The 17,934-nt window shown below is 72.8% G+C and carries 16 protein-coding genes; 9 read left to right on the top strand and 7 right to left on the bottom strand.

The features are described 5' to 3' along the window. Positions 1 to 111 precede the first annotated feature (111 nt). On the top strand, positions 112 to 3,426 hold the full coding sequence (locus DZA62_RS24545; RefSeq protein WP_198664145.1) for a phosphodiester glycosidase family protein: 3,315 nt from the start codon (positions 112 to 114) through the stop codon (positions 3,424 to 3,426). Here DZA62_RS24545 and DZA62_RS24540 read toward each other — a convergent pair whose 3' ends face one another. Further along, positions 3,427 to 4,476, bottom strand: coding sequence for an aldo/keto reductase (locus DZA62_RS24540; protein WP_116951584.1), 1,050 nt, complete (start codon positions 4,474 to 4,476; stop codon positions 3,427 to 3,429). It lies immediately after the preceding gene. Between the two features lie 126 nt (positions 4,477 to 4,602). On the opposite strand from DZA62_RS24540, the gene sucC reads away from it, so the two are divergent. From sucC to DZA62_RS24525, 3 genes are all read left to right on the top strand, one after another. Continuing rightward, entirely contained in the window at positions 4,603 to 5,802 is a 1,200-nt protein-coding gene (gene sucC, locus DZA62_RS24535; RefSeq protein ID WP_116951583.1) for an ADP-forming succinate--CoA ligase subunit beta, read from the top strand. 14 nt (positions 5,803 to 5,816) lie between these two features. Further along, a complete protein-coding gene (sucD, locus tag DZA62_RS24530) occupies positions 5,817 to 6,716 on the top strand; it encodes a succinate--CoA ligase subunit alpha (RefSeq protein ID WP_116951582.1) in 900 nt (299 codons plus the stop codon). A gap of 79 nt (positions 6,717 to 6,795) precedes the next feature. Further along, positions 6,796 to 7,029, top strand: a complete 234-nt coding sequence (locus tag DZA62_RS24525) for a hypothetical protein (protein ID WP_116951581.1) — start codon at positions 6,796 to 6,798, stop codon at positions 7,027 to 7,029. Between the two features lie 176 nt (positions 7,030 to 7,205). On the opposite strand, the gene DZA62_RS24520 is transcribed toward DZA62_RS24525, so the two are convergent. After that, positions 7,206 to 7,856: a TetR/AcrR family transcriptional regulator gene (locus DZA62_RS24520; protein WP_116951580.1), complete on the bottom strand. Its 651-nt coding sequence runs from the start codon at positions 7,854 to 7,856 to the stop codon at positions 7,206 to 7,208. Positions 7,857 to 7,910: 54 nt separating this feature from the next. Here DZA62_RS24520 and DZA62_RS24515 point away from each other — a divergent pair, with 54 nt between their 5' ends. Beyond that, complete coding sequence (locus DZA62_RS24515; RefSeq protein WP_116951579.1) at positions 7,911 to 8,489, top strand: dihydrofolate reductase family protein; 579 nt, start codon at positions 7,911 to 7,913, stop codon at positions 8,487 to 8,489. Here the strand turns inward: DZA62_RS24515 and kynU are convergent. Genes kynU through DZA62_RS24490 form a run of 5 tightly spaced genes read right to left on the bottom strand, consistent with a single transcriptional unit; the run spans position 8,482 to position 13,625 of the window. Continuing rightward, positions 8,482 to 9,723, bottom strand: a complete 1,242-nt coding sequence (gene kynU, locus DZA62_RS24510; RefSeq protein WP_116951578.1) for a kynureninase — start codon at positions 9,721 to 9,723, stop codon at positions 8,482 to 8,484. The genes DZA62_RS24515 and kynU overlap by 8 nt on opposite strands. A gap of 12 nt (positions 9,724 to 9,735) precedes the next feature. Beyond that, a complete protein-coding gene (locus tag DZA62_RS24505) occupies positions 9,736 to 11,196 on the bottom strand; it encodes a hypothetical protein (RefSeq protein ID WP_116951577.1) in 1,461 nt (486 codons plus the stop codon). Further along, on the bottom strand, positions 11,193 to 11,711 hold the full coding sequence (locus tag DZA62_RS24500) for an RNA polymerase sigma factor (RefSeq protein WP_116951734.1): 519 nt from the start codon (positions 11,709 to 11,711) through the stop codon (positions 11,193 to 11,195). The genes DZA62_RS24505 and DZA62_RS24500 overlap by 4 nt, the downstream gene beginning before the upstream one ends. A gap of 5 nt (positions 11,712 to 11,716) precedes the next feature. Beyond that, entirely contained in the window at positions 11,717 to 13,159 is a 1,443-nt protein-coding gene (locus DZA62_RS24495; protein WP_157987882.1) for a hypothetical protein, read from the bottom strand. Beyond that, a complete protein-coding gene (locus DZA62_RS24490) occupies positions 13,152 to 13,625 on the bottom strand; it encodes a sigma factor-like helix-turn-helix DNA-binding protein (protein ID WP_116951575.1) in 474 nt (157 codons plus the stop codon). The genes DZA62_RS24495 and DZA62_RS24490 overlap by 8 nt, the downstream gene beginning before the upstream one ends. 191 nt (positions 13,626 to 13,816) lie before the next feature. On the opposite strand from DZA62_RS24490, the gene DZA62_RS24485 reads away from it, so the two are divergent. The 4 genes from DZA62_RS24485 (at position 13,817) to DZA62_RS24470 (ending at position 17,883) form a co-directional block, all read left to right on the top strand. Next, positions 13,817 to 15,235, top strand: coding sequence for a cell division protein PerM (locus DZA62_RS24485; RefSeq protein WP_116951574.1), 1,419 nt, complete (start codon positions 13,817 to 13,819; stop codon positions 15,233 to 15,235). A 124-nt stretch (positions 15,236 to 15,359) separates the two neighbouring features. Beyond that, complete coding sequence (gene purN, locus DZA62_RS24480) at positions 15,360 to 15,965, top strand: phosphoribosylglycinamide formyltransferase (RefSeq protein WP_232827595.1); 606 nt, start codon at positions 15,360 to 15,362, stop codon at positions 15,963 to 15,965. After that, complete coding sequence (gene purH, locus DZA62_RS24475) at positions 15,962 to 17,524, top strand: bifunctional phosphoribosylaminoimidazolecarboxamide formyltransferase/IMP cyclohydrolase (protein ID WP_116951572.1); 1,563 nt, start codon at positions 15,962 to 15,964, stop codon at positions 17,522 to 17,524. The genes purN and purH overlap by 4 nt, the downstream gene beginning before the upstream one ends. Next, positions 17,524 to 17,883 carry an SH3 domain-containing protein gene (locus tag DZA62_RS24470; protein ID WP_116951571.1) on the top strand — a complete coding sequence of 120 codons (360 nt, stop codon included), beginning with the start codon at positions 17,524 to 17,526 and terminating at the stop codon, positions 17,881 to 17,883. Before purH ends, DZA62_RS24470 begins: the two co-directional genes overlap by 1 nt. Positions 17,884 to 17,934 lie beyond the last annotated feature (51 nt).

Below are 17,934 nucleotides of genomic sequence, written 5' to 3'. Positions count from 1 at the left end.
TTTCCACCGATAGCACTGCTATGCCCTGACTCGGTAAGGTTTGCCGGAAATTCACCGAGTTGCGGCCCGGTGCTCGATGGCGGGTCGTCAGGCATCGATGGGGTGAACTCCGTGCTGAATCGACGTGATCGTGCGCGCACCGCCGCCCTCGCCGCCGCCCTTCTCACCAGCGGCCTGCTCGTCGTCCCGGCGGCCGTCGCCGTCGAACCGGGCGACCTCACCCGTCCCGGCGAGTCGGTCCTGGCCGACACCGGCCGGCAGACCATCGCCCCGGGGATGGAGCTGACGACGTTCTCCCGGCTCGAGGACGGCGGCTGGAACGCCGGCAGCATCCTCGAGGTCGACCTCGACTCGGGCGTCACGCTGGACTACCAGTACTCCGGCGAGGTGACGAAGACCGCCACCGTCCGGTCGCTGGCCGAGGCGAGCGGCGCGACCGCCGCGATCAACGGCGACTTCTACGACATCAACAACTCCAACGCGCCGCTCGGCGCCGGGGTGAGCCGCGACGAGGGCGTGGTCACCGGGCCGACCGCCGGCCACGAGAACGCGCTCGCCGTGTCCAGCAGCGGCGCCGCCGCGCTCGCCCAGGTCTTCCTCGAGGGCACCGCGGTCACCGGCGACGGCGTCAACCTGCGGCTGGCGGGCGTGAACACGTTCGGCCTGCCGGCGAACGGCATCGGCGTCTTCACGTCGCAGTGGGGCAGCTACACCCGCGCGAACACGGTCGGCTCCGCCACGAGCCGCGCCGAGGCCACGGTCGTCGACGGCGTCGTCACGGCGGTCGGCACCACGCTGGGCGCCGGCCCGATCGCTCCGGACACCGTCGTTCTGGTCGGCCGCGACGCCGGCGCCACATCCCTGCTCGCGCTGGAGCCGGGCGACACCGTCGACGTCTCCTACGCTCCGCGCTCGAACCTCGAGGACGTGGTGGTCGCGGTCGGCGGTAACCACCTGCTGGTCGAGGACGGCGTACAGCGGAGCTTCAACGACACCGAACCGGCCGCACGGACGGCCATCGGGCTGTCCGAGGACGGCCGCACCATGTATCTGGTGTCGCTGGACGGCAAGCAGGCCCACTCGCGCGGCATGACGCTCGGCGAGTTCGCCGAGCTGATGTCCGACCTCGGCGCCTACGACGCGCTGAACATCGACGGCGGCGGCTCGTCCACGCTCGTGGTCCGCGACCCCGGCACCGACGACCGCACCGTCGTCAACACCCCGTCCGACGGCAGTGAGCGGTCGGTCGCCAACGGCCTGGCGCTGTTCGCGGCCCAGGGCACCGGCGAGCTGGACGGCTTCCGCGTCCTGGCCGGCGACGCCGAGAACACCGACCGCGTCTTCCCCGGCCTCACCCGCACCGTCGAGGCGCTCGGCCACGACGAGACGTTCGCGCCGGTCGACGGACGGCCGCGGTGGTCGACGTCGGACCGCAGGGTCGCGTCGGTGCTGCGCGGCGCCACCCCGGACAGCGCGGTCGTCACCGGCCTCCGTCCGGGCGACGCGGACGTGCTCGCCGACCTGCGGGGCGCGACGGGCGCACTCGGCATCACGGTGCTGGGCGAGCTGCGGCGGCTCGAGCCGACCGCCACGCTGCTCCCGCTGGCCGGCGCCGACAGCACCGGCAGTCTGGCGCTCACCGGGTACGACGTCGACGGCTACCGCGCGCCGATCGAGCCCGCCGACGTCACCGTCACCGGTGGCGAGGGCGTCGTCGAGCTGGTGCCGCAGGGCGACGGCTTCAGCGTGCGGCCGGTGGTCGAGACCGGCTCGGCGCTGGTCACGCTCGAGGCCGCCGGCGTCGAGACCAGTGTCGCCGTCACCGTCGGCCTGACCGAGGTCCCGGTCGCGACGTTCGGCGACGCCGCCGGCTGGACGGTCAGCTTCGCCCGAGCCACCGGCGCCATCGCCCCCACGGAGGGTCCGGACGGCCGCGACGGTGTCCGGCTCACGTACGACTTCACCGGGCCGAACACCCGCGCCGCGTACGCGGCTCCTCCGGCGCAGTTCGCCCTGCCCGGGCAGCCGCAGAACATCAAGGCGTGGGTGAAGGGCGACGGCCAGGGCACCTGGATCCGGATGCGCGTCTACGACCCCAACGGCACCCTGCTCACGCTGAACGGCGGCTACACGACGTTCACCGGCTGGCAGCAGCTCAGCTTCCCGGTCCCGGCGGGAACGGCGTACCCGCTGCGGTTCCGCGACGTCTACGCCGTCGAGGCCTCCGGCGCGCGCAGCTACACCGGCGAGACGTCGTTCAGCGACATCACCGTCGAGATCGCGCCCGAGGTCGAGCTGCCGGCCACCGAGCGGTTCGCCGATCCGGTCATCGTCACCAACGGCAGCGCCGACGACGCCGGCCAGCGCATCGCCGTCATGAGCGACTCCCAGTTCGTCGGGCGCGACCCTGACAGCGACATCGTCGCGGCCGCCCGCCGCACGCTCCGCGAGATCGTCGCCGAGGACCCGGACGCGCTGGTCATCAACGGTGACCTGGTCGACGAGGCGGCGCCGATCGACTTCGACCTCGCTCGCCGGGTGCTGGACGAGGAACTGGCCGGCGTCGGCTTCCCCTGGTACTACGTGCCCGGCAACCACGAGGTGCAGGGCGGCCCGATCGCCAACTTCATCGACGAGTTCGGCGCCACCCAGCACACCGTCGATCTGCCCACCGCCGACGGCAGCACCCGGATCATCACGCTGAACTCCGCGTTCGGCACGTTGCGCGGTGGCGGGTTCGATCAGCTGGCGGAGTTGCGCGACGCGCTGGACGAGGCCGCCGCGGACGACGACGTGACCGGTGTGCTGGTCTTCGCCCACCACCCGCCGAACGACCCGCTGCCGACGGCGAACAGCCAGCTCGCCGACCGCCGTGAGGCCGCCATGCTGGAGACCTGGCTGGCCGGCTTCGAGGCGGACAGCGGCAAGTCCGCGGCGTTCGTCGGCGCCCACGTGGGCGTGTTCGACGCCGGTTCGGTCGACGGCGTGCCGTTCATCGTCAACGGCAACTCCGGCAAGGGCCCGTCCTCGACCCCGGACAACGGCGGCTTCACCGGCTGGACGCTGCTCGGCCTGGACCCGGCCGAGGGCGAGGGCAACGACGACGACTGGCTGCGGGCCGAGGTCCGGGCCCGGGTCGACGCGATCGCGCTGCAGGCGCCGGCGTCGCTGGCCGCGGGCACGACCGGCGAGGTGTCGGCGGCGGTCGAGCAGGACGGTGCGCGGACCGTGCCGGTCCAGTGGCCGGTGTCGGCGCAGTGGGGCGGCACCGGCGTCCACGTCGGCCCGGCCGACGAGGCGCCGCGCTGGGCCGTCGTCGCCGTCGACCCGGCGGCGGGCACGATCCAGGGGCTGCGGTCCGGCGGCGCCACCGTCACGGTGACGGTGAACGGCGTCACCGCGAGCCAGGCCGTGACGGTCGGCTGATCAGCTCAGGAGGTGGCGGCCGGTGCCGCGGCGGTCGTCCAGCTGCCGCCACCGGTCGCCGTACACGATCTCGCGGATGCCGGGGGAGTCGAGGAAGTCGTGCGGGAACCCGCGCGGCACCCGGCTCAGCTCGTCCAGCCGGGCCAGCGCCTCCTCCGGCAGCCGTACACCGGGCGCGCCCAGGCTGTCCGTCAGCTGCGCCTCCGACGTCGCGCCGACGATCGGGACGACGTCGCCCGGCCGTGACAGCAGCCAGGCGATCGCGACCCGCGCGGGCGTCCAGCCGCCGTCGCGGGCTATCTCGACGACGGCGCGGACCACGGCGTCGGCGTTGTGGTCGTCGCGGTTGTCCCAGTCGTGGGTGTCCAACCGGCCGCTGCCGCCGTCGAGGTACTTGCCGGTGAGCCGGCCCGCAGCCATCGGCGCCCACGCGAGCACGCTCAGGCCCAGCGACTCCGCCATCGGGACGAACTCCCGCTCGACGGTGCGCTCCAGCAGGTTGTAGCGGACCTGCACCCCGGCGAACGGTGACCAGCCGCGCAGCTCGGCCAGTGTCACGCCCTGCGCGACCTCCCACGCCGGCCAGTCCGACGCGCCGACGTAGAGCACCTTGCCGGCCCGCACCAGGTCGTCCAGCGCCCGCATCACCTCCGGGACCGGGGTGAACACGTCGCGGGCGTGCACCCACAGCACGTCGATGCGGTCGGTCCGCAGCCGGCGCAGGCTCGCCTCCACCGACTGCACGAGGTTCTTGCGGTGGTTGCCTGCGGCGTTCGGGTCGCCCGGGCGGGTGAGCGAGTTGTACTTCGTCGCGAGCACGAACTCGTCACGGCGTCCGGTCAGCAGCTCACCGAGGATCGACTCGGACGAACCGTCGGTGTAGTTGTTCGCCGTGTCGACGAGGTTCCCGCCGGCGGCCGCGTAGGTGTCGAGGATCTTGCGGCAGGTGCCGGCCGGGGCACCCCAGCCCCAGTCGTCGCCGAAGGTCATGGTGCCGAGGGCGAGTTCACTGACCCGCAGGCCGGTCGGTCCGAGCAGTCGATAGCGCATGCGCCGGACGCTAGGAGTTCGAGCGTGCTGCAGGTCAAGGCGCCGGCATCGACCCTCTCGGTGTGGCTGCGGGCGAGCGCGGATAGGCTGCCCTCGAATCGCGGCCGACACAAGGGATGGATTCGCGTGGACCTGATGGAGTACCAGGCGAAGGAGCTCTTCGCCAAGCACGAGGTCCCGGTACTGCCGGGGTCCGTGGTCGAGACGGCCGACGACGCGCGTGCCGCGGCGGCCGAGATCGGCGGCCAGGTGGTCGTCAAGGCGCAGGTGAAGACGGGCGGCCGTGGCAAGGCCGGCGGCGTCAAGCTGGCCGAGACCCCCGACGAGGCCGCCGAGAAGGCCGGGGCGATCCTCGGCATGGACATCAAGGGCCACACGGTCCACCGGGTGCTCGTCACCCAGGCCAGCGACATCGACGCGGAGTACTACGTCTCCTACCTGCTCGACCGCGCCAACCGCACCTTCCTGGCCATGGCCAGCGTCGAGGGCGGCATGGAGATCGAGCAGCTGGCGGTCGAGCGGCCCGAGGCGCTGGCGCGCATCCCGGTCGACGCCATCGCCGGCGTCGACGCCGCGAAGGCGGCCGAGATCGCCGACGCCGCCGGATTCGGTCCCGACGTCCGCGACCAGGTCATCGCCATCCTGCAGCAGCTCTGGACCGTGTTCACCAGCGAGGACGCCACGCTTGTCGAGGTCAACCCGCTGGTGAAGACGCCCGACGGCAAGGTCGTCGCGCTCGACGGCAAGGTCAGCCTCGACGAGAACGCGGAGTTCCGGCACGAGGAGCACGCGCAGTTCGAGGACAAGGCCGCCGCCGACCCGCTCGAGGCGCGCGCCAAGGAGAAGAACCTCAACTACGTCAAGCTGTCCGGCGAGGTCGGCATCATCGGCAACGGCGCCGGCCTGGTCATGTCGACGCTCGACGTCGTCGCCTACGCGGGCCTTGAACTGGATCAGGGGTCGGGTCCGATTCGTCCGGCCAACTTCCTCGACATCGGCGGCGGCGCGTCGGCGGAGGTCATGGCCAACGGCCTGGAGATCATCCTGTCCGACCCCGAGGTCAAGAGCGTCTTCGTCAACGTCTTCGGTGGCATCACCGCCTGCGACGCCGTCGCCAACGGCATCGTGCACGCGTTCGATCTGCTCGAGAGCCGTGGCGACGAGGTCACCAAGCCGCTGGTCGTCCGCCTCGACGGCAACAACGCCGTCGAGGGCCGGCGCATCCTGTCGGAGTTCGCGGCCAAGGCGCCCGAGGGCCTCATCGAGCAGGTCGACACCATGGACGGCGCCGCGCGACGCGCGGCCGAGCTCGCGGCAGCGAAGTAGGGGCGACGAGAGTCATGGCAATCTTCCTCGACGAGAACAGCAGGATCATCGTCCAGGGCATCACCGGCGCTGAGGGCACCAAGCACACGCAGCGGATGCTCAAGGCCGGCGCGAAGATCGTCGGCGGCGTCAACGCCCGCAAGGCCGGCCAGGAGCTCGACTTCACCGAGTTCAGCCCTGACGCCGTGCTCACCGTCTTCGGCACCGTCGCCGAGGCCATGGACAAGACCGGCGCCAACGTGTCGGTCGCGTTCGTCCCGCCGAAGTTCACCAAGGACGCCGTCGTTGAAGCGGTAGATGCGGGCGTCGGCCTATTGGTCGTCATCACCGAGGGCATCCCGGTGCACGACACCGCGGAGTTCTGGGCCTACGCGCAGTCGAAGGGCAACAAGACCCGCGTCGTCGGACCGAACTGCCCCGGCGTCATCAGCCCCGGCAAGTCCAACGCCGGCATCATCCCGGCCGACATCACCGGCGCCGGCCCGATCGGCCTGGTCAGCAAGTCCGGCACGCTGACCTACCAGATGATGTACGAGCTGCGTGACATCGGCTTCTCCACGGCCGTCGGCATCGGCGGCGACCCGGTCATCGGCACCACGCACATCGACACGCTCGAGGCGTTCGAGGCCGACCCGGAGACCAAGGCGATCGTCATGATCGGCGAGATCGGCGGCGACGCCGAGGAGCGGGCCGCGGCCTACATCAAGGAGCACGTCACGAAGCCGGTCGTCGGCTACGTCGCCGGCTTCACGGCGCCCGAGGGCAAGACCATGGGCCACGCCGGCGCCATCGTGTCCGGCTCGTCCGGCACGGCGCAGGCGAAGAAGGAGGCCCTCGAGGCCGCCGGTGTCGCCGTCGGCAAGACCCCGAGCGAGACCGCGCGGCTCATGCGGGAGATCTACGAGAAGCTCTGAGACCATCAGGGATCGGGAGAAACTCGGCCGGGCCGCCTTCGGGTGGCCCGGCCGATCTCTGCCCGCGGAGCGAGGGCACGTGAGCGTGTTCGCCGCCGAGCTGCGGCGGCTGTTCGACAGCGCTGTGACCACCCCCGGCCGCTACCGCATCGTCTTCGGCGACGGCTACGGCTCGGTCCAGAACGAGTATCTCGTCGCCGAGCACACGATCCACTCGTTCGTGGCCGGCTACGTGCCGGGTGCGAAGGAGCTCGCGTTCGTCCCGTCCACATCGATGACGGCGTGCCGAGGGCGGGGGAGCCGCTCTGCGTGACCCCGTCCAACCTGAGGTCGGCGAGGAAGGACCGGCAGCGCCGCTACGTCGTCTCCACGACCGACGCCGCCAAGGTGCGGTTCACGGCGCCGACCCACGGTACCAACCAAGTTGATCTTGGAGTTGTTCGGCCATCTATCGGACAAACCGGACCGTAACGCCGAACAACTCCAAGATCAACGTCCTGGGGTGGGTGGGGCGTAGGCGGCGAGGAAGACCCGCACGCCCTCGTCGGCGTAGCGCTCGATCTCCGCGGCCGGCGGCGGGGTGTCGTCGCCGGTGAGCATGGCGTGGTTCAGCGGGACCGACATCACCAGCCAGTTGAAGTGAGCGGCCGCGAGGCCGGGATCGTCGGCGGCGAGCAGGCCGCGTTCGGTGAGCCCGCGGAACGCCGCCGCGAGGCCGGCCATCGTGCGCGCCGGCCCGCGCTCGGCGAACAGCCGGCCCAGCTCGGGGAAGCGGCCGGCTTCGCCGATGACCAGCCGCCGCAGTCGCAGCAGTTGCGGCCGCATGACCATGGACAGCTGCCGGCGGGCGAGGTCGCGCAGGTCGGCGGCGACGTCGCCGGTGTCGCGCAGGCTCGTGACCTCGGCGTGCACCGGTTCGGCCGCCTCGTCGACGGTGTGCGTGACGATCGCGGTGAACAGTGCCTGCTTGTCGGAGAAGTGCTTGTAGACGGTCGGCTTGGAGACGGCCGCCCGTGCGGCGATCTGGTCGATGCTGGTGCCGGCGTAGCCCTGGGCCAGGAAGACCTCGGTGGCGGCCTCGATGATGTCGCGGTGCTTGCGGGCGGACCGGCCCTCGCTCTTGACCACGGGTTCGCTCATGTGCCTAGACTTTACTACACCGTTTAGTTCATTTCTATGCCGGGGAGGCAACTCATGGGCAAGATCGTCGTCATCGAGAACGTCACCCTCGACGGAGTGATGCAGGCTCCCGCCGCGCCCGACGAGGACACCCGCGGCGGCTTCCGGCACGGCGGCTGGGGCGCGCCCTACTCCGACGAGGTGGCCATGCGGGAGATGGGGGAGGGCATGGCGAAGGGTGGGCCGCTGCTGTTCGGCCGGGTCACGTACCAGCAGTTCGAGGGCTTCTGGCCGAAGCAGACCGACGGCAACCCGTTCACGCCGGTGCTGAACGCCGCCACCAAGTACGTCGTGTCGACCACGCTGACCGAGCCGCTGAGCTGGGAGAACTCCGTCCTCATCGGCGAGGGCGAGCTGGCCGCCGTCAAGGAGCGCGAACCGGGCGACATCGGCGTTCTGGGCAGCGGCGAGCTGGTGCGGACGCTGCTGCGGCTCGATCTCGTCGACCAGTTCGTGCTGTCGATCCACCCGCTGGTGCTCGGCGAGGGCGCCCGGTTGTTCGGCGACGGCGCGCGGCTGGCGGCGTTCGAGCTGGTGAAGTCGGTTCCGACCACGACCGGCGTGATCATCGCGACGTACGACCGGGTCAGGTGACGGCGGCGCGGGCGACGTTCTCCGGGCGGCGGTGCTCGTCGCCGGCCAGGACGGCGGCCATGTGCTCGACCGCGTCGTACACGTCGGTGAACCGGGTGTAGAGCGGCGCGACGCCGAACCGGGCGAGGTCGGGCTCGCGGAAGTCGCCGACGACGCGGCGGGCGATCAGCGCCTGCACGAACCCGTACGCCCCGGGCAGCCGCAGGCACAGCTGCGAGCCGCGGGCGTCGTGCTCGCGTGGCACCTCGGCCTCGACGCCGTGCCCGGCCAGCCGCTCGTCGGCCAGCGCCAGGAACAGGTCGGTCAGGGCCAGCGACTTGCGCCGCAGGTCGGCCATGGCGACGCCGCCGAACGCGTCCAGAGCGGCGTCGAGGACCGCCGTCCCGATGACCGGCGTCGTGCCGCTGAGCAGCCGCCGGATGCCGTCGGCCGGCCGGTAGCCGCGTTCCAGCGCGAACGGCGTCGCGTGCCCGAACCAGCCGGTGATCGGCTGCTCGACGCTGCCGAGCCAGCGCGGCGCGACGTAGCCGAACGCGGGCGAGCCGGGCCCGCCGTTGAGGTACTTGTAGCCGCAGCCGACGGCGAGGTCGGCGCCCCAGCCGGCGAGGTCGACGGCGACGGCGCCGGCCGAATGGCACAGATCCCACAGCACGACGGCGCCGGCGTCGTGCACGGCCCGGGTGACGGCGGCGCCGTCGTGCATGCGTCCGAGCCGGTAGTCGACGTGGCACAGCGAGACCACGGCGACGTCGTCGTCCAGGACGTCCTCCAGCGGCTGATCCGCGGCGGACCACCACCGCACCGTCAGTCCGAGCAGGCGCGCGACGCCGTCGATGACGTAGGAGTCGGTGGGGAAGTTGCCCGGCTCGGTGACGACGACCCGCCGATCCGGCCGCAGCCGCGCGCCCGCCACGAGCAGCTTGAACAGCTGCACGCTGGTGGAGTCGCCGACGGTGACGGTGCCCGGCTCGGCGCCCAGCAGCGGCTCGAGCTTCGCTCCGACACTCGCCGGCAGGTCGTACCAGCCGTGCGTGTTCCACGACGTGATGAGGTCGTCGCGCCACTCGCTGCCGACCAGCCGGCCGACCCGGTCCGCGACGCCGCGCGGCAGCGGGCCGAGCGAGTTGCCGTCCAGATAGATCAGCCCGTCCGGCAGCTCGAACCGGTCGCGCAGGTGGGCCAGCGGGTCGTTGCGGTCCAGGGCCTCGGCGTCGGTGCGCTCCATGACCGGCAGCGTACGACGCCCTCAGCCCACCGCCCGCTCCATCGCGGAGGCGAGCAGGCCGGTCGCGACGCCGGGCCAGTCGCCGCCGGACGGGTCGTCCATCGAGCCGAACGCGACCGCGACGACGATGTTGCCGACGCGGGCGACCCCGATGCCGGCGAACGATGACGACGAGCCGGGGTTGTCCGCGGTCGGGGTGCTCTCGACGGTCCAGACGACGGCGTCGTCGGCGCCTTCCACGTCGACGGCGACCGGCTCGCCCACCGTCTGCTCCCGGTCCTCGCCCGGATCGCCGCAGTCGGTCAGGGTGGTGTGCGCGGTGACCATGCGGATCGCCGAGGCGGCGTCCGGCATCAGCCCCACCCACTCGAAGAGCGAGGCGTCGAGCTCGTGGTTGTAGCCGTGTGCGGGGACGGTGATGGCGCCGTAGTCCATCGGGTCCTGCAGACACGGCGCCACGGCGAGGTCGACGTCCATCTCCGGCTGGCGGACGAAGCCGGTGGCGCTCCCGATCTCGGCGACGTCCTCCTCGGTGAGGAACGGATCGTCGGCGAGTTGGAGCAGCTCTTCGGCCGGGGTGGTCGGATCGCCGGTCGGCGCCTCCTCCGTGGGGGCCGCCGGCGGGGCGGCCGGCCCGCTCGACCCGTCCGTGGAATCGGTCACGGTCAGTTCCTCGGTGTGCGCGTCGTCGCTGACACAGGCGTCGCCGAACAGCACGTCGCACATCCGCGCCGCCGCCGCCTCGGGCGTGGCGGTGTCCAGTTCGCCGCCGGCGGTGTCGGCAGCCGGCTCGACGCGGACCGTGACGCTGACGACGTCGCGGCTGCGCACGATCGCGATGGTGACGGCGTCGGCCTGCTGGTCGGCCGGGTCGGCGTAGTACCGGACGATCCAGCCCTCGTCGCCGACGCCGACGAAACTGAGGGTGTCGGTGGTCGCGGGTCCTTCGGCGGCGCCGCGTTCGGGCAGGCAGCTGAGGAGATCGTCGCGCAGCCCGGTGGCCTCGCTCCCGGGACCGAGCCGCACGAGGTCCTGGCGGATCGTCGTCGTGCCGGCGGTGAGCGCCGTCTCGGCGTGCTCCTGGAGCGAGCTCATCGTGTCGAGGTTGCCGGCCGGGTCGCAGGCGACCTCGGGGCCGGGCTGGTCGCCTGTCGCCCAGGTCCCGGAGTCGCCGGCGACGTCCTCGGGTGTGAGCAGCGCGGCGCTCAGCTCGAGCGCCGTCGTCGTCGGGCCTGGCGCCATCGTCGACAGGCTGGCCGGCGGCGCCGGTTCCGGCGTCGTCGTCAACTCGGACGGGCTGAGCACGAGCACGCCGGCCGCGACCGCCGCCACACCGGCCAGCACGCCGCCGGTCACCTGGTGCCGGCTCCGCCGGGTGCCCCGTCGACGCGCGGCCGACGGGCCGTCCAGCGAGACGCCGTCGAGGTCGGCCGAGAGGCCCGCGAGCCGGCGTTCGAGATCGTCGTCGAACCGATCGGTCACGACGCTTCACCTCCCGCCTGGAGTCCGGCGGTGTCGCCGGTGTCGGTGAGCAGCTCCGCCAGCGCCGCCCGCCCCCGCGACAGGCGCGCCTTGATGGTGCCGCTCGGCGAACCGGTCTCGGCGGCGATGTCGTCGACGCTCATCCCGACCAGGTGGTGCAGGACGATCGCCTGCCGCTGGCTCTCCGGGATCTGCTTGAGCGCCGTGACCAGCGCGACGTGATCGGGGTCCGGCGCCGGCGTGTGGTCCGGCACACCGTGCTTGACCAGCGCCGTGACGCCGTTCTTCGCCTTGCGCCAGCGGCTGGCGGCGATGCGCCAGGCGACGGTGCGGATCCACGCCTCCGGGCTGCTGGCCTGGCTGACCGTCTTCCACCGCTGCCAGGCCCGGGCGTACGCCTCCTGGGTGCACTCCTGCGCGTCGGCGAGGTTGCCGGTCATGGCGTACATCTGGTGCAGCACCCGGCGGTGGGTGGCGTTGTAGAACTCGTCGAAGTCGGTGGTGTCGGCGGCCATCGTCGTCACCCGCCGATCCGCTGCGCGGCGAGGTCGAGCAGCTGCCGCACCTGGTCGGCGCCGACGTCCTCGAGATCGACCAGGTACACGATGACGGTGACGACGTCGTCGCGCACGGCCGCGCCGTAGACGAACGCGAGGCCGGGGCTCTCCATCCGCCAGGTGGTGCCTTCGTAGCCGTCGCCGTCGCCGTCGCCGTCGCCGGCGACGGTGCCGGTGTTGGTGATGACGTCACCCTCCTGGGTGAACTGGTCGGCCTCGGCCACCAGCGCCTCGTAGTGCGCGCGGGCGGTCTCGGCGTCGGGGAAGTGTGCGCGCAGCTGGTTGAGCTGCGGGCCGCCGACCTCCAGCGGATCGACGTAGAACCGCTGCTCGAGCGACTCGGCGCCGTCGGCGAACGGGTCGCGCGGCAGGCCGACGTACTCGTAGGTGTCCACACCGAACTCGGAGGAGTCGTCGACCACCTCGCTGCCCTCGGTGAGGCTGGTGAGTCCGGCCTCGGCGAGGTCGTCGGCGGTCAGCCAGCCCGGCAGGTCGCTCGCCGGCTCCGGGTAGAGCCGCTCGCGCTCCGGATCCGACGGGCACTCGACCTCCGCGACGGCGCACAGCCGGCTGATCACCTCGACCGCGTCGTCCGGCTGCGGTACGCCGTTGTAGTCCTGGCCCGCGCCGCCCCGGACGACGATCTCGACGAAGCCGTCGGCGCGGGTCAGGGTCGCCTCCACGTAGGTCTGGGTCTCCTCGGTCCTCGGCGGGCCCTGCCAGGCCAGCAGGTAGGTCTCGTCGCCCACGCCGCTCACCTGCCAGACCTGGATGAGAGCGTGGTCGCCACCCTCCGCGCACGCGGTGATGTCGTCGCGCAGGTCCGCGAGCCGGGCCTCGGCATCGGCGCCGGCCGGCTCCACGATGTGTTCGACCCGGTAGTAGTCCTCGACCTGGAACGCCACCGCCTCGGCACCGTCACCGGCCGCCGGCATGCAGGGCAGCCAGCTGCCACCCGCTGGGACCTCGACCCAGTCGGACGGCGACTCCTGGCCGCGGATCAGGTACTCGAGGTCGATCAGCGTGCCCGGCGGGACGGCCAGCGAGCTCGTCCCGTCGTCGCCGTTCCCGCCGTTGCCGGTCGGGTCCGGGCTGGGCTCGACCGGCGGCGTGGACGGCGACGGAGACGGAGACGGTGTCGATGTCGTCGGTGTGGTCGTCGCGGTGGGCGAGTCTGACGGCGGGCCGGCCGGGTTCGGGGACGCCACGAAATCGGGCGGGCTGACCGCGAACACGCCCAGGGCGACCGCCGCGACGCTCGCCAGCACCCCGCCGGTGACCTGGTGCCGGGTCCGCTGTGCGGCGCGTCGCCGGGCGGCCGCCGGACCGGGCAGCGAGATGCCCGCAAGGTCCGAATCGAGCGACGACAAGCGCCGGGAAAGGCTGTCGTCGTGGCTGTCAGACACGGTGGCCTCCGGTGAGAGCGGCGATATCGCAGGGAAGAATGCGAGCCAGGGTGGCATGAGCCTTCGCGAGACGGTTCTCGACCGTCGCGGCGGACGTTCCGGTCTCGGCCGCGATGTCGGCGACCGACGCGCCGGCGAGGTACCGGACGACGATCGCGTAGCGCTGTTTCTCCGGCAGCCGCCGCAGCGCCTCGACGACGTCCGCGGACCCGGTGCCGGACGGGGTCGCGCGTCGTCGCGTGCCGCCGCGCCGCCGTCCGGACGCCAGTCGCCACGCGGTACCGCGGACCCAGGCGTCCGGGCTGGTGGCGGCACTCACGGCGGGCCAGTGCCGCCAGGCCCGCGCGTACGCCTCCTGGGTGCAGTCGCGGGCCAGGCCGAGGTCACCGGTCAGGGCATAGAGCTGATGCAGCACGTGGCGGCTCGTGGCGTCGTAGAACGCGTCGAAGTCCGCGGGTTCGCGCATACCGATACCTCCCTGTGCCCGTCGCTGTCCGCTTACACCCAGGAGGACCCGTGAGTGCGCCCTACGGTTGCACGACTTATTCGGCGATCGGGCGCGTTTCCTCGTATTCCGCGCGAGGAAAAGGCAGCTGATCAGGGCATGTACGGCGTGGTGCCGCCGATTCGCGTGCCTTTTCCGGTGACGATGGAGACGTGGCCGACCTGCTGACCCGACCGCTGCTCCGGCGCGACGAGCCGGCGTGGGGATCACGGGTCCCGTGGCTGGCGGCGATCGTGGCGACGGCCTGGGCGCTGCTGGCCGGGTTCGCGCTGTGCGTCCTGCCGGGGGTGGCGGTGTGGATCGCCGAGGGCGCGGTCGGCCCGCTCGGCGATCCGCTGCGGTTCGCCTCCCGGGTCTGGCTGACGGCGCACCGTGCCGGCCTCGAGGTCGGCGACGGGTCGTTCACGCTCGCCCCGCTCGGCCTCACGCTCCTGTTCGTGCTGCTGCTGCACCGGTCCGCCCGGTGGGCGGCGCACTCGGCCGGGGTCGCGACGACGCGCGGCGCGGTCGCCGTCGTCGTGCCGGCCGTGGTCACCTACGTCGTCGGCGCCGCGATCATCGCGGGGTTCTCGACGACGCCCGGCGTCGCCGGCGACCCGATCGAGGCGGTGCTCTGGGCGGCGCTGTGGTCCGCCGCCGCGGTGACGGCCGGGGTGGCGCACGAATCGGGGCTGCTGGCCGACTGGTGGTGGCGGGTGCCACCTCTGATGCGCGCGGCACTGGCCGGCGCGGGCGTGGCGGTGGCGGGGCTGGTCGGAGTGGGCGCAGTGCTGATGGGGGTCAGCCTCGTCGCCCACACCGGCCGCATCGGGGACCTCGCCACCGCCCTGGACGCCGGCCCGCTGGGCGCGACGTTGCTGATCGTGGGCAGCGCGCTGCTGGTGCCGAACCTGGTGGTGTGGTCCGCGGCGTTCGCGCTCGGACCCGGCTTCGCGGTCGGGACGGCCACCTCGGTGGCGCCCGACGGGGTCACGCTCGGCCTGGTGCCGGCCGTTCCGGTACTCGGCGCACTGCCGTCGGAGCTGCCCGGCTCCCTCACCTGGCTCGTGGTCGCCGGTCCGGTGCTGGCCGGCCTGCTCGCCGGGTTGTTGGTACACCGGCGGCTCGGCCCGGTCCCGGTGCCGGGCGACGACGAGGACACCGGCGTGCGGCTGGGGTCCGCGCTCGGCGTGACGGTGGGCGCCGCGGCGATCGCGGGCATCGCGATGGCCGTCCTGGCGCTGCTGTCCGGCGGGTCGGCCGGCGCGGAGCGGCTGAGCGTCCTCGGCCCGGTGCCGTGGGAGGTCGCGGCGGCGACGTTCGGGCTGGTCTCGGTGCCCGCAGCGGTCGCCGTCCTGGTCCTGCGGTTCCGCCGGGGCCCGGCCGACCCCGATGCCGACCTCGACGCCGACCCCGACGCCGACCCCGACGACGGCGACGACGTGAACCTGGACGAGGCGACGGACGAGCCGGACGACGCCGGCACCGACGCCGAACCGGTGGACGCCGCCCCGTCCGCCGAGGCCGTCGCGGACCCGGCTGCCGCCGGCGACGACCCCTCGCCACCCCCTCCGCCACCCACCGGACGTTGATCTTGGAGTTGTTCGGCCATCCATCGGGCGAATCGGTCCGTAGTGGCCGAACAACTCCAAGATCAACATGGCTGGGGGTGGGGCTTGGGGCGGGCGGGCCGCGGGCCGACGGTATTGTCGCCGGGTGACCTGCCGGATCGTGGTGCTGGTGTCGGGTACCGGCAGCAACCTCGCCGCCCTGCTCGACGCCTGTGCCGACCCTTCCTACGGTGCGACGGTGGTGGCCGTCGGCGCCGACCGTGACGGCATCCGCGCGCTCGACCTCGCCGCCGACGCCGGCGTGCCGACGTTCGTCGAACGGGTGAAGGACCACCCGGAGCGGGCCGACTGGGACCGCGCGCTGGCCGAACGGACCGCCGAGCACACGCCCGGCCTCGTCGTCTCGGCGGGCTTCCTCAAGCTGGTCGGTCCGGCGTTCCTGAGCCGGTTCGGCGACCGCTACCTCAACACGCACAATGCGCTGCTGCCGTCGTTCCCGGGCATCCACGGCCCCCGCGACGCGCTCGCCTACGGCGTCAAGGTCACCGGCGCCACCCTGTTCTTCGTCGACGCGGGCGTCGACACCGGCCCGATCGTCGCGCAGGTCACCGTCCCGGTGCACGACGACGACACCGAGGACACGCTCACCGAGCGGATCAAGGTCGCCGAGCGCGCCCAGCTGGTCGACTACATCGGCCGGTTGGCCCGCGAGGGCTGGACCATCAACGAGAGAAAGGTCACCATCCCGTGAGCGAGGCTCGTACGCCGATCCGGCGCGCGCTCATCAGCGTCTACGACAAGACGGGGCTGGCGGAGCTGGCCCGCGGCCTGCACACGGCCGGCGTCGCGATCGTCTCGACGGGGTCGACGGCGGCCCGCATCGCCGCCGCCGGGGTGCCGGTGACCGCGGTCGAGGAGCTCACCGGGTTCCCGGAGTGCCTCGACGGCCGGGTGAAGACGCTGCACCCGAACGTGCACGCCGGCCTGCTCGCCGACGTCCGTCTCGAGAGCCACCGCACGCAGCTCGAGGAGCTCGGCATCGAGCCGTTCCAGCTGCTGGTCAGCAACCTTTACCCGTTCGCGCAGACCGTCGCCTCCGGCGCGGGCCCGGACGACGTGATCGAGCAGATCGACATCGGCGGGCCGTCCATGGTCCGCGGCGCTGCGAAGAACCACGCCAACGTCGCCGTCGTCGTCGACCCCGCTCGCTACGGCGAGGTGCTGGCCGCCGTCGAGGCCGGCGGGTTCACGCTGGGCGAGCGGCAGCGGCTGGCGCTGCAGGCGTTCACCCACACCGCGACGTACGACGTGCACGTGGCGTCCTGGCTGGGCAGCGTCGTCGCGCCGCCGGCCGACGGCACCGTCTTCCCCGAGTGGATCGGCGGCACCTGGGAGCGCAGCGCCGTGCTGCGCTACGGCGAGAACCCGCACCAGGCCGCGGCGCTCTACCGCAGCGGCTTCGGCGCGCCCGGGCTGGCCGGCGCGGAGCAGCTGCACGGCAAGGAGATGTCGTACAACAACTACGTCGACGCCGACGCCGCGTGGCGTTCGGCACACGACTTCGCCGAACCGGCGGTCGCGATCATCAAGCACGCGAACCCGTGCGGCATCGCCGTCGGCGCCGACATCGCCGACGCACACCGCAAGGCCAACGCGACCGACCCGGTGTCGGCGTACGGCGGCGTCATCGCCGCGAACCGCCCGATCACGGCCGAGGCGGCGGAGCTGATCGCGACCATCTTCACCGAGGTCGTCGTCGCGCCCGACTTCGAGCCCGGCGCCCTGGACCTGCTGACGCAGAAGAAGAACGTGCGGCTGCTGCGCGTCGCCGCGGCCGACCCCGCGCCGGTCGAGACCCGGGCGATCTCCGGCGGTCTGCTCATGCAGCAGGCCGACCGCGTCGACGCACCGGGCGACGACTCCGCCACCTGGACGCTGGCCGCCGGTGAGCCCGTCGACGACGCGACCCTGGCCGATCTCGCGTTCGCCTGGCGCGCCGTGCGCTCAGTGAAGAGCAACGCGATCCTGCTGGCCAGCGGCGGCGCCGCGGTCGGCGTCGGCATGGGCCAGGTGAACCGGGTCGACTCCGCGCGGCTCGCGGTGACCCGTGCCGGCGAGCGCGCCGCCGGCTCCGTCGGCGCCTCCGACGCGTTCTTCCCGTTCCCCGACGGCCTGCAGGTGCTGGCCGAGGCCGGGGTGCGCGCCGTCGTCCAGCCGGGCGGCTCGGTGCGCGACGAGGAGGTCGTGGCCGCCGCCCGCGAGGCCGGCGTGACCATGTACTTCACCGGCACGCGGCACTTCTTCCACTGATGGCGCCCGCCGATCAGGTCGTCGCCGCCGCCGACCACGAGATCCCGGCTCGCCCGGCGATCCAGGTCGTCCCCGGCGACGTGGTCGAGGTGGGCGAGCGCGACACGACCTGGCCGGCGTTCGTGTTCGTCACGACGGCGTCCGGGTCCGGGTGGGTGCCGGAGCGGTTGCTGAGCGACGACCGGCCGAGGGCGACCGTGGTGCACGGCTACGACACCCAGGAGCTGCCGGTCGCGGCCGGCGAGGAGCTGACCGTGACCCAGGACGACCCCGGGTCGGCGTGGAGCTGGTGCGTGAACTCCGCAGGTCGCGCGGGGTGGGTGCCACATTCGGTGCTCCGTCGCCCCGCCGCGACCTGAGGCGCGAGCGGCACGCCGCACCGCCTCGGCGCCGGGCCCTGGAAACCGACG

Source organism: Jiangella endophytica (assembly GCF_003427025.1).
GTDB lineage: Bacteria > Actinomycetota > Actinomycetes > Jiangellales > Jiangellaceae > Jiangella > Jiangella endophytica.
Note: the sequence above shows the minus strand (reverse complement) of the source record. Positions and strands in the feature narration are given on the sequence as shown.

Bases quoted from the DNA above. Each gene is read 5' to 3' on its own strand.
- DZA62_RS24540 (WP_116951584.1), bottom strand. From the start codon at position 4,476: ATGCGCTATCGACTGCTCGGACCGACCGGCCTGCGGGTCAGTGAACTC.
- sucD (WP_116951582.1), top strand. From the start codon at position 5,817: ATGGCAATCTTCCTCGACGAGAACAGCAGGATCATCGTCCAGGGCATC.
- DZA62_RS24520 (WP_116951580.1), bottom strand. From the start codon at position 7,856: ATGAGCGAACCCGTGGTCAAGAGCGAGGGCCGGTCCGCCCGCAAGCAC.
- DZA62_RS24515 (WP_116951579.1), top strand. From the start codon at position 7,911: ATGGGCAAGATCGTCGTCATCGAGAACGTCACCCTCGACGGAGTGATG.
- DZA62_RS24500 (WP_116951734.1), bottom strand. From the start codon at position 11,711: ATGGCCGCCGACACCACCGACTTCGACGAGTTCTACAACGCCACCCAC.
- DZA62_RS24490 (WP_116951575.1), bottom strand. From the start codon at position 13,625: ATGCGCGAACCCGCGGACTTCGACGCGTTCTACGACGCCACGAGCCGC.
- DZA62_RS24470 (WP_116951571.1), top strand. From the start codon at position 17,524: ATGGCGCCCGCCGATCAGGTCGTCGCCGCCGCCGACCACGAGATCCCG.